At 60.5% G+C, this 14,998-nt stretch carries 11 protein-coding genes; 3 read left to right on the top strand and 8 right to left on the bottom strand.

Annotated features, from left to right (window positions below):
• Both ACR3E6_RS17615 and ACR3E6_RS17610 read left to right on the top strand, forming a co-directional pair.
• Positions 1 to 741, top strand: coding sequence for a metal ABC transporter ATP-binding protein (locus tag ACR3E6_RS17615; RefSeq protein WP_171723877.1), 741 nt, complete (start codon positions 1 to 3; stop codon positions 739 to 741).
• A complete protein-coding gene (locus tag ACR3E6_RS17610) occupies positions 741 to 1,538 on the top strand; it encodes a metal ABC transporter permease (RefSeq protein ID WP_480489149.1) in 798 nt (265 codons plus the stop codon). Before ACR3E6_RS17615 ends, ACR3E6_RS17610 begins: the two co-directional genes overlap by 1 nt.
• 124 nt (positions 1,539 to 1,662) lie before the next feature.
• On the opposite strand, the gene ACR3E6_RS17605 is transcribed toward ACR3E6_RS17610, so the two are convergent.
• From ACR3E6_RS17605 to ACR3E6_RS17570, 8 genes are all read right to left on the bottom strand, one after another.
• Positions 1,663 to 2,736 (bottom strand): BMP family ABC transporter substrate-binding protein, encoded by a 1,074-nt coding sequence (locus ACR3E6_RS17605; RefSeq protein WP_171637080.1) that lies wholly within the window; start codon positions 2,734 to 2,736, stop codon positions 1,663 to 1,665.
• A 31-nt stretch (positions 2,737 to 2,767) separates the two neighbouring features.
• On the bottom strand, positions 2,768 to 3,688 hold the full coding sequence (locus tag ACR3E6_RS17600; protein WP_171232333.1) for an ABC transporter permease: 921 nt from the start codon (positions 3,686 to 3,688) through the stop codon (positions 2,768 to 2,770).
• A gap of 3 nt (positions 3,689 to 3,691) precedes the next feature.
• Entirely contained in the window at positions 3,692 to 4,774 is a 1,083-nt protein-coding gene (locus ACR3E6_RS17595; protein ID WP_171637078.1) for an ABC transporter permease, read from the bottom strand.
• 63 nt (positions 4,775 to 4,837) lie between these two features.
• The gene (locus ACR3E6_RS17590) at positions 4,838 to 6,355 is read right to left on the bottom strand and encodes an ABC transporter ATP-binding protein (RefSeq protein WP_480488453.1); all 1,518 of its coding nucleotides are present in this window, start codon (positions 6,353 to 6,355) and stop codon (positions 4,838 to 4,840) included.
• The gene (gene xdhC, locus ACR3E6_RS17585) at positions 6,352 to 7,287 is read right to left on the bottom strand and encodes a xanthine dehydrogenase accessory protein XdhC (RefSeq protein WP_480488451.1); all 936 of its coding nucleotides are present in this window, start codon (positions 7,285 to 7,287) and stop codon (positions 6,352 to 6,354) included. Before xdhC ends, ACR3E6_RS17590 begins: the two co-directional genes overlap by 4 nt.
• The gene (xdhB, locus tag ACR3E6_RS17580) at positions 7,287 to 9,689 is read right to left on the bottom strand and encodes a xanthine dehydrogenase molybdopterin binding subunit (protein ID WP_209835364.1); all 2,403 of its coding nucleotides are present in this window, start codon (positions 9,687 to 9,689) and stop codon (positions 7,287 to 7,289) included. The genes xdhC and xdhB overlap by 1 nt, the downstream gene beginning before the upstream one ends.
• The gene (gene xdhA / locus ACR3E6_RS17575; RefSeq protein WP_480488449.1) at positions 9,686 to 11,047 is read right to left on the bottom strand and encodes a xanthine dehydrogenase small subunit; all 1,362 of its coding nucleotides are present in this window, start codon (positions 11,045 to 11,047) and stop codon (positions 9,686 to 9,688) included. Before xdhA ends, xdhB begins: the two co-directional genes overlap by 4 nt.
• Positions 11,048 to 11,227: 180 nt before the next feature.
• Positions 11,228 to 11,392, bottom strand: a complete 165-nt coding sequence (locus tag ACR3E6_RS17570; protein ID WP_210093033.1) for a hypothetical protein — start codon at positions 11,390 to 11,392, stop codon at positions 11,228 to 11,230.
• Between ACR3E6_RS17570 and dnaE the strand changes: the two genes are divergently transcribed.
• Positions 11,391 to 14,894: a DNA polymerase III subunit alpha gene (gene dnaE, locus ACR3E6_RS17565; protein ID WP_480488446.1), complete on the top strand. Its 3,504-nt coding sequence runs from the start codon at positions 11,391 to 11,393 to the stop codon at positions 14,892 to 14,894. The genes ACR3E6_RS17570 and dnaE overlap by 2 nt on opposite strands.
• Positions 14,895 to 14,998: the final 104 nt, after the last annotated feature.

Raw genomic sequence — 14,998 nt, 5'->3', positions numbered from 1 at the left:
ATGACGCTCGTCTCAGTCGAGAATCTCAGTGTTCGCTATGGTTCAAACACTGTTCTCAGCCATGTGGACATGGCTGTCGAACCCGGCGAGATCGTCACCATCGTCGGGCCGAACGGGTCGGGCAAAACCAGCCTGTTGCGCGCCATCATCGGTGCGACCAGGCCAAGTGCCGGGCATGTATCGCTGAAACCCGGATTGAAGATCGGGTACGTGCCGCAGAAACTGCACGTGGATCCCACGTTGCCAATCTCGGTCGAGAGATTCATGCGACTGACCGACCGTGTCTCCGGCCGTCAGTGCGTCGAGGCATTGGAAAAAGCGGGCGTCCCGGATCTGTTGAAACGTCAGATGTCGCAACTGTCCGGCGGGCAGTTTCAGCGTGTGTTGCTGGCGCGGGCGTTGATCAACCAGCCTGACCTCCTGCTGCTGGATGAGGCAACCCAGGGGCTGGACCAGCGCGGATCGGCGAGTTTCTATCAGCAGATTGAGGCCGTGCGCCGCGAAACCGGATGTGCAATCCTGATGATCAGTCACGAATTGCACGTGGTCATGAGCGCCTCGGACCGGGTGATTTGTCTGAACGGCCATGTGTGCTGTGAAGGATCGCCGGCGGTGGTCGCTTCGGCACCCGAATACCGGGCCTTGTTCGGAACGGGAACAGGCGGTGCGCTTGCCCTGTACCGGCACGAGCATGATCACCACCACGACCATGATGCAGATCCTCAGGAAGCGGCGGAATGATGCTTGACGATTTCATGATGCGTGCAACGCTTGCAGGTATTGGCGTTGCGTTTGCGGCGGCACCTCTTGGATGTTTCGTAGTGTGGCGCCGCATGGCGTATTTCGGTGATGCAACCGCACATGCCGCGATTCTGGGCGTGGCCCTGTCACTGACCTTTCAGATATCGATCTTCACCGGTGCGCTGGCTGTTGCGTTGATTATGGCGCTGACGGTCACTTTGTTGGCGGGTCGTGGCTATGCGATGGACACGCTGCTGGGGGTTATGGCGCATTCCGCCTTGGCTTTCGGTCTGGTCGCCGTTTCGTTTTTGTCCGGCGTCCGTATTGATTTGATGGCATATCTGTTCGGCGATATTCTTGCGGTATCCCGTTCGGATCTGCTTGTGATCTGGGGCGGCGCGGCGCTTGTCGTGGCGCTGATCGCTTGGCGATGGGCTCAGCTTTTGACGGCCACATTGAATGAGGAACTGGCCTATGCCAGTGGGTTCGACCCGAGGCGGGAACAGTTGATTCTGACTCTGTCTCTGGCGGTAACCGTGGCTGTTGCGATCAAGGTCGTGGGGGTATTGCTGATTGCGGCGATGCTGATCATTCCCGCGGGAGCGGCACGAAATCTGGCCCGATCGCCCGAATCAATGGCTTTGATAGCAGCAGCAATAGGCGCGATTTCCTCGGTTGCGGGGTTACGGGCAGCTTATGTGTTCGATACTCCGGCGGGGCCATCGATTGTCTGCGTCGCCGCAGTCTTGTTTGCCTGTCTCAGCGTGGTGGGGTGGCGAAGGCAGGGCAGGGCGTGATGGATCTGAGCTCGATTGCGCTGACGAGGTAAACTCATTCGTTGTTCGGCACTTCAGGCGCGCACAGCACAAAAAAGGGCCCGCACACGGATTGCGGGCCCTTTCCGTTCCTTAACGATACAGCTTACTGCGGAATTTCGCCTTCCAGCCCTTCGACATAGAAGTTCATGCCTGCCAGCGTGCCGTCGTCAGCGGTTTCGCCTTCAGCCAGCCAGTCGCTGCCGTCCTGCTTCTTCAGCGGACCGGTGAACGCGTGATAGCTGCCATCTGCAAGCGCCGCCTTCAGGGCCAGCGCCTCTTCCTTGACATCTGCGGGAACCGCGTCCGAAATCTCACCGATTTCAACCATTCCTGCTCCGATACCGTCCCAGGTGTTGGAAGACGTCCAGGTCCCGTCCATTACCGCTTTTGTCCGCGCGATGTAATAGGGGGCCCAGTTGTCGATGATCGATGACACACGCGGAAGCGGTGCGTACTCGCTCATGTCCGACGCCTGACCGAAGGTGATCACATTGCCGGCTTCTTGCGCTGCTGCCTGCGGCGCTGTCGAATCGGTGTGTTGCAGGATTACGTCCGCGCCCTGTTCGATCAAAACAGTGGCGGCGTCAGCTTCTTTCGCCGGGTCGAACCATGTGTAGGCCCAGACGATCTTGAACTCGACATCCGGGTTCACCTTCTTGGCGTGGATATAGGCCGAGTTGATGCCGCGGATCACCTCGGGGATCGGGTAGGAGCCGATATAGCCGATGATGTTCGACTTGGTCATTTTACCGGCGATGTGGCCCTGAACCGCGCGACCTTCGTAGAAACGGGCCGAGTAGACCGAGACGTTGTCGGCGGTTTTATAGCCGGTTGCGTGCTCGAACTTCACGTCCGGGAATTTCTTGGCCACGTTGATGGTCGGGTCCATGTAGCCAAACGAGGTGGTAAAGATCAGATCCGCGCCTTCCAGCGCCATCTGGGTCATCACACGCTCGGCATCCGGGCCTTCGGGAACGGATTCAACGAATACGGTTTCAACCTTGTCGCCGAACTCTTTTTCAACGGCCTGCCGGCCCTTGTCATGTTCATAGGTCCAGCCGCCATCGCCGACCGGGCCGACATAGACGAAACCGACCTTGGTCTTGTCTTCGGCCATGGCCCCCGAGGCCAGACCCAGCGCCATGGCGGCGCTCGTCAGAAGTGCAGTGAATTTCATGTGTTACTCCCCAAGTTGGTACTGTTGGCCCCTAGTGTGAGGCATGGAAGGTCCGGCCCAGCGAGGCAGGTGCGCTGCTCTTGTCGGCCGAAAGGATCACAAGCACAAGGATCGTGATGATATAGGGCGACATTGCCAGATACTCGACGGGAATGGCAACGCCTGCCGCCTGCAAATTAAGCTGCAACACGGTAATGCCGCCGAACAAATAGGCACCCAGCAGGACACGCCACGGCTTCCAGCTTGCAAAGACAACAAGGGCCAATGCGATCCAGCCGACACCGGCGGTCATGCCCTCGGTCCACTGCGGCACGCGGATCAGGCTGATATAGGCCCCGCCCAGACCAGCGCAGGCGCCGCCAAACATGATGGCCAGAATGCGGATCTTGATCACCTTGTAGCCCAGCGCATGCGCGGCATCGTGGTTTTCACCGACTGCCCGCAGGATCAGGCCAAGACGGGTGTATTTCAGCACCGCCCAGACGGCCGCCGTGATTGCGATGCCCACGTACAGGATCGGGTCATGTTGAAACAGGATCGGACCGACAACCGGAATATCGCTGATCAGCGGAATATGGATGTCGCCCATACTGGGGGGTTTGATCCCCACATAGCTTTGCCCCATCAACGCGCTGAACCCCAGACCAAACAGGGTCAGTGCCAGACCACTGGCCACCTGATTGGCCAGCGCAAACTGCGTGAGCAAGACGAACAGCAGCGATAGAACAGCGCCGCCGATCGCAGCAGCAACAAAGCCCAGCCAGGGCGAGCCGGTCTCGACCGAAATCGCGAAGCCACTGATCGCACCGACAATCATCATGCCTTCGACGCCGAGGTTCAGAACGCCTGCTTTCTCAACGACCAGCTCTCCGATCGCGGCAAGCAGCAAGGGGGTCGCGGCCACCATCAGTGAAGCGACCAGAAGTACGGGATTGATTTCACCAAGGTCCATGGGTCACGCCACCTCGTTACGGGCCGCACGGATGCGGTAGTTGGTCAATAGGTCGAAGGCCAGCAGGAAGAACAGCAGCATGCCCTGGAACACCTGAATGGCAGCGGCAGGCAGGCCCAGCTGAGACTGCGCGATTTCACCACCGATATAGGTCAGCGCCATCAGTCCACCGGCCAGCAGAATGCCCACAGGGTGCAGACGGCCCAAAAAGGCCACGATGATAGCAGTGAAACCGTAGCCCACGTTGAAATCGATGCTGACCACGCCTGAAGGGCCGGAAACCTCGAACATGCCTGCAAGTCCTGCAAGCGCGCCGGACAAACCCAGACAGAACAGGATCAACCGGGCCGGGTTCACACCCGCAAATTTCGCGGCGCGCGGTGCTTCGCCGGTCAGGCGGATGTGAAAGCCCAGCATGTGCCGGTTCAGCAGGACATAGGCAAAGATCACTGCGATCAACGCGGTCACAACACCCCAGTGCATACCGGATCCAGCGATCAGTTCTGCATTGTGCGCACTGTCATAGGATTGCAGATTGCGGGACCCCGGAAAGCCGAACCCTTCGGGGTTTTTCAGCAAACCCAGAGAAACCGAGGCCAGCATCTGCTCGGCCACGTAGACCAGCATCAACGAGACGAGAATTTCGTTGGTGCCGAAACGCACCTTCAGGAAGGCGGGGATCATCGCCCACAACCAGCCGCCGAAGGCGCCGGCAATCACCATGATCGGAAAGATATAGAAGGCGTCCAAAGGGTAAAAGGCCAGCCCGGCACCCGCCCCGAAGATGGCGCCCATGATATACTGTCCCTCGGCCCCGATGTTCCAGATGCCTGCACGAAAGCCCAGCGACAGACCGATGGCGATAAGCACCAGCGGAGCGCCTTTCACCAGCAGCTGCGGGCGGTAATAAAAGGCGAATTCACCAAAAAGAGGTTCCCAGAAGATGGTGCCGATGGCTTCAACCGGATTCTTGCCCAGTATGGCGAACAGTACTCCGCCAAAAAACATCGTCGCCAAAACTGCAATCAACGGCGTCGCATAAGACCAGACCCTGGAAGGCTGAGGACGTTTCTCCAGCACAATCATCAGCTCGTTCCCCTGACTTCTTCATCTTTTCTCAAATACTCTCGCCGAAGGCGGCCCAACAGATCACACATGCGCCACCTCCATTCCGTGGGCACCGCCCATCATCAGCCCGATTTCGTCTACTGTCAGTCCGGATGTCGGACGTGGTGCACTCAGGCGGCCCTCGTTCAGCGCAGCAAAGCTGTCCGAGATTTCCATCAACTCATCCAGATCCTGAGAGATGCAGACAACCGCCGTTCCCTTTGCCGCCAGGTCGAGAATGGCTTGCCGGATGGCCGCCGCCGCTGCGGCATCCACGCCCCAGGTTGGCTGGTTCACCACCAGCACATCCGGGTTTTGCAGCACTTCGCGTCCGATCACGAATTTCTGTAGGTTCCCCCCGGACAAGGACCGCGCCGCGTTGTCCGGGCCGGGTGTCCGGACGTCAAAAATCTCGATGATCTTCTCCGCAAAGCTCTTGGTCTCGGCCCATTTCAGAAAGCCGTTGCTTTCCAGACCCTCTCGAACCGACCCGGTCAACAGGGCGTTTTCGGTCAGGCTCATGTTCGGGGCGGCGGCATGGCCCAGCCGCTCTTCGGGCGCGGTCAACACGCCAAGTTTGCGTCGCGCGGTCGGACCCAGCTTGCCGATCGCCTGACCGTTGAACTTGATCGCGTCGGCAGATGTCAGGATTTCGCCGGACAGAACGCCCAGCAATTCATCCTGCCCGTTGCCCGCAACGCCGCCAATGCCCAGAACCTCGCCCTTGCGGACGGTCAAATGCACGTTGCGCAATGCGGTACCGAATTCTGACGGAGAAGGCACCGACAGCCCGCTGACATCCAGCGTCACTGCGCCAAAATCACGCCCCGAACGTTCCGGGGTTTGCAGGGCCGTTCCCACCATCAGCTCGGCCATGTCGCGGGCCGAGGTCTCAGAGGGGACACACTCGCCCACATTCTTGCCCAGACGCAGGATCGTGGCGTGATCACACAGGGTCCGTATCTCTTCCAGCTTGTGCGAGATATACAGGATCGACGTGCCTTCGGACCGCAACTTGTTCAGCGTCTCGAACAGGATCTCGACCTCCTGCGGGGTCAACACCGAGGTCGGTTCGTCCATGATCAGCAGTTTCGGGTCTTGCAGGAGGCAACGGATAATTTCAACACGCTGGCGTTCCCCGGCGGACAGATCGCCGACAGTGCGGAACGGATCCAGCGGCAGGCCATAGGTTTCGGACACTTCGCGGATGCGCGAGGCCAGATCACCCATGGCCGGCGGGTTTTCCATCCCCAAGGCGATGTTCTCGGCCACGTTTAGCGCGTCAAACAGCGAAAAATGCTGGAACACCATCGCAATTCCGTCAGCCCGCGCGGCGCGGGGTTCAGGCGGTGCAAAGGGCTGACCGCGTAACAGCATGGTGCCACTGTCAGGTTTCACCAGCCCATAGATCATCTTGACCAACGTGGATTTCCCGGCCCCGTTTTCCCCCAACAAGGCGTGAACTTCGCCCTCACCGATATCAAAGGACACCTGGTCATTGGCCACGACACCGGGATAGGCTTTGGTCAACCCTTGCAGGCTCAGCAATGGAGTGGTCACGCGCTCAGGTCCTTCTTCAACTCATTCTGCCGGGCCGGGCGCAGCAGTTGCGCTGCGACGCCCACGGCGATCATCTGCGGGTGTTTGCCCAGCGACGGGTCACCAATCGGGCAGGTAATCCGGCTTATCCGGTCGGGCGGATGCCCAAGAGCCGCCAGCCGCGATCTGAACCGCGCCCATTTGGTAGCCGAGCCGATCAGTCCCGCAAAGCGGAAATCGTGCAAAAGCAGCCTGTTGCACAGTTCTAAATCCAGATTGTGTGAATAAGTCAGCACAAGGTGCTCGGCATTGGGCGGTGCATGTCGCACAAGTTCGGCCGGTTTCGTCGCTGGCAGATCGGTCACGCCTGCAGGAATCACGTCCGGAAAGCGCTCGGGGCCGGTATCGACCCAAGTGATCGCAAGATCGGGCAGGGGGGACAGAACATCCACCAGCGCCCGTCCGACGTGACCTGCGCCCCAGATCCACAGGTTTCGTGCCGGTTTATGCACCGGTTCGATCATCCAGCCGTCGATCAGGCGTGTTTCGGGTGCAATACCCTGACTGCGTGCTGCCGCCAGCACTCGCTTGACCGAAAGAGGCACGGCACCACCGGATGCTGATCGTGCAATGATCGTATCATCCAGCGTTTCAACCTTCTTGAGATCATAGACTTCGCTGAACAACGAGACCGCTCCGCCGCAACATTGGCCCATGTCCGGTCCCAGCGTGTGATGCGTCAGGCGCGTGGCGACTGTTTGCGATCGTGCGGCCTCTGCGGCCTGGTATTCCAGCGTACCACCACCGATGGTTCCGCTTTGCCCGTCCTTCCAGACCAGCATCGCAGCACCCACCTCGCGCGGGGACGACCCTTTGATCCCGGCGATGACCACCCGAACCACTTTCCCGTGGGTTTTGACCGCCTCCCTCAAAGCCTCAAGGTCAAATCCCATCAGGTGCCTCCCTTCATCCTCTGGACCCCGCGCCAAACCTCTTCGGCCGTGGCCGGAGCGTTCAGGGCCGGGTATCTGTCTCCGCAGGCGGCAACCGCGTTCGACAGCGCCAGCCAGGCCGAGATCCCCAGCATGAAAGGCGGCTCGCCCACAGCTTTCGAACGATAGATGGTGTCCTCGCGGTTTTCGCCATCCCAAAGCCTGACGTTGAAGATGTCCGGCCGGTCCGAGCAGGCCGGAATCTTGTAGGTCGAAGGCGCGTGCGTGCGCAGGTTGCCCGTGTCATCCCAGACCAGCTCTTCGGTCGTCAGCCACCCTGCACCCTGTACATAGCCGCCCTCAACCTGACCTATGTCCAAAGCCGGATTCAGCGACGCGCCCGCGTCATGCAGGATATCCGTTCGCAGAATTCGGTTTTCACCGGTCAGAGTGTCCACCGCCACCTCGGTAACGGAAGCGCCGTAGGCAAAGTAAAAGAAAGGGCGACCGCGCCCGGCGATCCGGTCCCACTCGATCTTGGGCGTCTTGTAGAACCCGGTCGCCGACAGGCTGACGCGCCCTTGATAGGCCAGTGCGGCGGCTTCGGCGAAGGTGTAGCGCTCTTCTGAGACCGAGACATGCCCATCCGAGAACGTGACCGTTGATGGATCGGCCTGATGACGTTCCGCAATATAGGCGGCCATCCGATCACGGATCGTGTCGCATGCGGCCTTCACCGCCATACCGTTCAGGTCACTTCCCGAAGATGCCGCCGTCGCAGACGTGTTCGGTACTTTCGCCGTGTCGGTTGCGGTGATTTTCACCATCTCCAACGGTATGCCAAAGCGCGACGCTGCGACCTGTGCGACCTTCTGGAACAGGCCCTGGCCCATCTCGGTGCCACCGTGATTCAAGTGGACTGATCCGTCCTGATAGACATGCACCAGCGCACCCGCCTGATTGAGGTGGGTCAGCGTGAACGAGATACCAAACTTGACCGGGGAAAAGGCGATGCCCTTTTTGATTACACTGTTCTCGGCATTCCATTTCGCGACAGCGGCCTTGCGCGCGGCATAGTCGCTGGATTTCAGCAACGCCTCGGTCATGCCGTGCAGTTCGAAATCGCTGACCTCCATCCCATAGGGTGTGGTGTTGCCGCCGGCGGGCAAAGGACGCACCGGTGCGTCACCCATTTCAACGGCGCCGCGGCTGGTCAGGTCTTCGTGCGGATCGGGATGCCCCAGTGGTTTTTCTGTCGGTGTGCTCTCGGCCACGGCGTGCGCGGGTGCATAGTAATTCCGGCGGCGCAGCTCGACGGGATCCAAACCCAGCGTATGCGCGGCATGGTCCATGACCCGTTCGATGCCGACCATGCCTTGCGGGCCGCCGAACCCGCGATAGGCGGTGGCAGATTGGGTGTTGGTCTTCAAGCGGTGGCTTTCGATCCGGGCGTTCGGCAAAAGGTAGGCGTTGTCCGAGTGCAGCATCGCCCGGTCGGCCACGGGCAACGACAGGTCCTGCGCCCAGCCGCAGATCGCATAGTGGTGGAATGAGACGCCCTGAATATGGCCATGCTCATCGAACCCGGCCTTGTACGAAATGCGGAAAGCGTGGCGCTTGCCGGTGATGATCATGTCATCGTCACGGTCATAGCGCATCTTGCAGGCCTTGCCGGTTGCGCGGGCGGCCACGGCGCAGGCCACTGCCAAAGCGTTGCCCTGACTTTCCTTGCCGCCAAACCCTCCGCCCATGCGGCGGGTCTCGACCCGGACGGCGTGCATCGGAACACCCAGTGCGTCGGCCACCTTGTGCTGAATCTCGGTCGGGTGCTGGGTCGAGCTGTGCACCAGCATATCCGCACCTTCATTCGGAACGGCCAGCGCGGCCTGACCTTCCAGATAGAAATGCTCCTGCCCGCCCAATTCGAACGAACCTTCGATCACATGCGGCGCACTGGCAATGGCCGCATCCGCATCACCCTTGGCATAGATGCGTGGACCGTCTTCAAACCGGCTGTCGGCGGCCAAGGCGTCCGCGATCGTCAGGATCGGCGTTTCCTCGGCATAGTCGACCTTGCCCAATCGCGCCGCTTTGCGGGCGGCCAGATGGCTGGTGGCGACAACCAGGAACACGGGCTGGCCTATATAGTGCACCGTGCCGTCCGACAGCAGCGGCTCATCGTGGATCGAGGGCGAGACATCGTTGGCGAAAGGCAGGTCCTCTGCCGTCATAACCATCACGACACCCTCGGCGTTTTTGACAGCCGACAGATCCATTGCGGTGATCTTGCCCTTGGCGATCGGGCTCAGGCCAAAGGCCAGGTGCAGCGTGCCCTTGGGTGTCGGGATGTCATCCACGTACCGCGCCGCGCCCGAAACGTGCAAAGGGGCGGCGTCGTGGGGCAGGGCTTGCGTCACACTCATGCTGACACCTCCAGCACATTGGTGATCTCGCCCTGATCTTCCAGGAAATAGCGTTGCAGCATCGCCTTGGCGGTTTCCAGTCGATACAGGGCCGAGGCGCGCATATCCGTGAGTGGCGAAAAGTCGTCGGCAAACGATGGCAGCGCGGCGTCAACGGTCTTGCGCGTCCACGGTTTGCCGACCAAAGCGGCCTCGACATGGGTTGCCCGTTTCGGAATAGCAGCCATGCCACCATAGGCGATGCGCGCCTGTGTGACGCTGCCCTCCGAAACGGTTATGTTGAAACAGCCGCAGACGGCCGAAATATCCTGATCGAACCGTTTGCTGAGCTTATAAACCTTCAGGCGATCTGGTCGGCGCGGGAAGCTGACGGCTTCCACAAACTCGCCCGGAACCCGATCCTGGTTGCCGTAGTCGATGAAGAACTCTTCCAGCGGGATCGACCGCCGCTCGTCGCCCTTGCGCAGATGCAGCGTCGCCCCCAGCGCGATCAGCGCGGGCGGGTTGTCCCCGATGGGCGAACCGTTTGCGATATTGCCGCCCACGGTGGCCGCATGGCGCACTTGCACGCTGGCATAGCGGCGGATCATCTCGGCATAGGACGGATGCAGATCGGCCATCGCCGTGCCCATGCGATTCATGTCGACCATTGCGCCAAAGCGGACTTCTTCACCGCTGAGCGTGATCTTCTTCAAATCATCACAGCGGTTGAGGAAGATCACCGGGTCCAGTTCGCGCAGTTGCTTGGTAACCCAAAGGCCCACATCGGTCGCACCAGCGATCAGAGTCGCATTCGGGTTCTCGGCATACACGGCGGCCAATTCGTCGGATGAGGTTGGCAGCATGCGCGAAGCGGCAATCGTTGCAGGTGGTTTATCTTTGACCCAAACCGGAACGGGCTGTTCCTCGGCCGCTTTGGCTGCGCGAATGATCGGCGCATAGCCGGTGCAGCGGCACAGGTTGCCTGCTAGCAAAGTGTCATGGTCCGTTGCACCGTTCGTGTGCCCGGCCACCATCGACATGACGAAACCGGGTGTGCAGAAGCCGCATTGCGAACCGTGCAGATCAACCATTGCCTGCTGAACCGGGTGCGCTTCGCCATTCGGGCCGCTGGCGCCTTCAACCGTGCGCACCGCTTTGCCGTGCAGCTGCGGCAGAAACAGAATGCACGAGTTCAGTGCCTTGGCGCCTTCGTCATCCGTCACCATCACGGTGCAAGCCCCGCAATCGCCTTCGTTGCAGCCTTCCTTTGTGCCGGTCAGGCCGCGATCTTCGCGCAGCCAATCCAGCAGGGTGGCTGTCGGATCGATATCAGCCAACTCCACTGTCTCTCCGTTCAGAAGAAACGTGATGTTCATTCGAGAAACCCGTCGCCTTACCCGGTTGCGCCCTTGTGGCCCTCCTTCGATGCGACGTAGAAAGAGTGGCGGGCGAATTGCTTGCCATGAGATGTTAGAAACAGCGCGGCTTGTCTGGCAAGAAAAACCGCCTCTGTTATACACCATTAGACGTATACGGCCTGAGACCGCCTTTTCTGATTAATGGGCAGCCACTTGTAAATAAAGCGGTTTTTGATTGCGACGCCCAGTCAATCCCGAAGCACCTTCTGAAAAAGCCGAATAATCAATGGCGATTTTTTTGCGGCAAACGTAACGCGGTTCAGTCTTTTGCCGCGCAGCCGGCTGGGGTAGCTTGGGCGTCATGAGCAGTTCTCCACGATTCATCCACCTCCGCGTTCACACTGAATATTCCCTTCTGGAAGGCGCCGTGCGGCTGAAAAAGCTGCCGGGCCTGTGCGAGAAGATGGAAATGCCGGCGGTCGCCGTGACGGATACCAATTCGATGTTTTCGGCGCTGGAATTCGCGGTCACCGCAAGCGGCGCTGGGGTACAGCCGATCATGGGGTGCCAGGTCGATCTGACCTATGTCCAGGCCCAGCCGGGCGAGAAGCCGAAGATGCCCGCGCCTCTGGTGCTGCTGGCGCAGTCCGAGACCGGGTACGAAAACCTGATGAAACTCAGCACGTGTCTCTACGTGGACAAGGGCGGGCAACTGCCTCAGGTCACTTTGGAAGAACTGGCCGACCGATCTGAAGGGTTGATCTGCCTGTCCGGTGGACCTGACGGCCCGGTGGGAATGCTGCTGCAACAGGGTCAGCGCCCGGCGGCCGAAGCGTTGGTCGATCGGCTGGCGGCAATGTTCCCCAACCGGTTTTATATCGAGCTTCAGCGCCATCCGGGTGAAGATGGCCAACCCGAGGCCGAGCGCCTGACAGAACGCGGCCATGTCGAGATGGCCTATGCCAAGAACCTGCCGCTGGTCGCCACGAATGACGTCTATTTCCCGACGCCGGACATGTACGAAGCGCATGACGCGCTGATCTGCATATCGGAAGGGGCCTATGTCGACCAGCAGGAAGGCCGCCGTCGTCTGACGGCGCAGCACTACTTCAAGTCACAACAAGAGATGGCGACCCTGTTCGCCGACTTGCCCGAGGCCATCGAAAACACCGTCGAGATCGCCAGACGCTGCGCGTTCATGGCCTATCGACGCGACCCGATCCTGCCGAAATTCGCGGATGACGAGGTGGCCGAGCTGCGGCGCATCGCCAATGAGGGCTTGCAGAAACGTCTGGCCGTGATCCCGCATGCGGTGACGCCCGAGGAATACCAGGAACGTCTGGATTTCGAACTGGGCATCATCGAAAGCATGGGTTTCCCCGGCTACTTTCTGATCGTCGCGGACTTCATCCAATGGGCCAAGGATCACGACATTCCGGTCGGGCCGGGGCGGGGATCGGGCGCGGGCTCGCTGGTGGCCTATGCGCTGACGATCACCGACCTTGACCCGCTGCGCTACAGCCTGCTGTTCGAGCGCTTTCTGAACCCCGAGCGGGTCTCGATGCCCGACTTCGACATCGACTTCTGCATGGACCGCCGCGAAGAAGTGATCCGTTACGTGCAGCAGAAATACGGGCGCGACAAAGTTGGTCAGATCATCACCTTCGGCGCGCTCTTGTCCAAGGCCGCAGTGCGCGACATCGGGCGGGTGCTTCAAATGCCATATGGGCAGGTGGACCGCCTGTCCAAGATGATCCCGGTTGAGGGGGTGAAACCTGTTTCCATCGAAAAGGCGCTGAAAGACGAACCCCGCCTGCGCGAGGCCGCGCGCGAGGAAGAGGTAGTCGACCGCCTGCTGACCTATGGCCAGCAGGTCGAGGGGCTGTTGCGGAATGCTTCGACCCACGCGGCAGGCGTGGTGATCGGCGACCGTCCTCTGGATGCGCTGGTGCCGATCTATCAGGACCCGCGTTCGGACATGCCCGCGACCCAGTTCAACATGAAATGGGTGGAACAGGCCGGGCTGGTAAAGTTCGACTTTCTGGGTCTGAAGACCCTGACCGTTATCCAGAACGCGATGGACCTGATTTTCAAATCCGGGCGCCCATTGCACATCGCCGCCGATGGCACTGAACTTTATGAGCCCGCCGAGGGGGCTGAAAACCAGATCAACGCCATCCCGCTGGATGATGAGGCGACGTACAAGCTTTATTCCGCGGCCAAAACCGTGGCGGTGTTCCAAGTGGAAAGCTCGGGCATGATGGACGCGCTCAAGCGCATGAAGCCCACCTGCATCGAGGATATCGTGGCGCTTGTGGCGCTCTACCGCCCCGGCCCGATGGAAAACATCCCCACCTATTGCGAGGTCAAGAACGGCCAGCGCGAGATCACCTCGGTCCACCCGCTGATCGATCATATCCTGGAAGAAACGCAGGGCATCATCGTCTATCAGGAGCAGGTGATGCAGATCGCGCAGGTCATGGCGGGATACAGCCTTGGCGGCGCCGACCTGCTGCGCCGCGCGATGGGCAAGAAGATCAAAGAGGCGATGGACGCCGAACGCCCGAAATTCGAGGCCGGCGCGGCCAAGAACGGCGTGGACGCTAAGAAGGCCTCCGAGGTGTTCGACCTCTTGGAGAAATTCGCCAACTACGGCTTCAACAAGTCCCACGCGGCGGCCTATGCGGTGGTCAGCTATCAGACCGGCTGGCTCAAGGCGAACCACCCGGTCGAGTTCATGGCCGGGGTCATGAACTGCGATATCCACCTGACCGACAAGCTGGCGGTGTATTTCGAAGAGGTCCGCAAGGGGCTGGGCCTGCCCTACGTGCCGCCCTGCGTGAACCGCTCGCTGGCGACCTTCGACGTGGTGGATGGCCAACTGGTCTATGCGCTCGGCGCGCTGAAAAACGTGGGCGTCGAGGCGATGAATCTGGTGGTGCAGGGCAGGGGAGACAAACCGTTCGTCAACCTCTTTGACTTCGCCCGCCGGGTCGACCTGAAGAAGGTCGGCAAACGTCCGCTGGAAATGCTGGCGCGTGCCGGCGCTTTTGATGAGCTCGACAAGAACCGTCGCCGCGTGTTCGAAAGCCTTGACCGTCTGGTGCAGTATTCGGCGGCGATCCATGAACAGAAAAACTCCAATCAGGTGTCTCTGTTCGGCGAGGCAGGCGACGACCTGCCCGAACCGCGCCTGTCGCCGACGCCGGACTGGCTGCCGGCCGAACGCCTCAGCGAAGAATTCAAGGCCATCGGCTTCTATCTCTCGGGGCATCCGCTGGACGATTACATGCCCGCGCTGAAGCGCAAAGACGTTAAGGCGCTGGACGAAGTGATTAATGCTGTCCGAGCTAGGGGAATGATGGGAGTGAAGATGGCCGGGGTTGTCGCCGGGCGGCAGGAGCGGAAATCGGCCAAGGGCAACCGCTTTGCTTTCGTTCAAATGTCTGATCCCACTGGCGCCTATGAGGTCACGCTGTTTTCGGACACGTTGGAGAAGTGCCGCGAGTTTCTGGAAACCGGCGCGCAGGTGGTTCTGACCGCCGAGGCGACGATGGAAGCCGATCAGCTCAAGCTGCTGGGCCGCTCGGTTGGCCCTGCGGATTCCCTTGTGGCCGAAGCCGGAGCAACCGGGTTGCGCATCTTTGTTGACGAAGCGCAGGTCGTACCAACGGTCGCCAAGGTGCTCGAGGACGCCGCCGGGGCGGCGCGCGGGGCCTCGAAGGGGCCGATCCAGCTCTGCCTGATGGCGCCGGGGCTGCCGGGCGATGTCGAGATGGATCTGGGCCAGGACTTTCCGATCAACCCGCAGATCAAGGGCGCGATCAAGTCGCTGGACGGGGTGCTGTCGGTCGAGGAACTGTAGCAGGAAGCCGGGGCTTCGCTTTCAGTCGCCGGGATGGCGGCTTGCGGACACCTCTGGCTGGCCGAAAAATCTTGCAATGCGTGTCTGTCGGGCAATACGCTTTA

It is taken from the genome of Ruegeria sp. AL3 (assembly GCF_056536065.1).
Note: the sequence above shows the minus strand (reverse complement) of the source record. Positions and strands in the feature narration are given on the sequence as shown.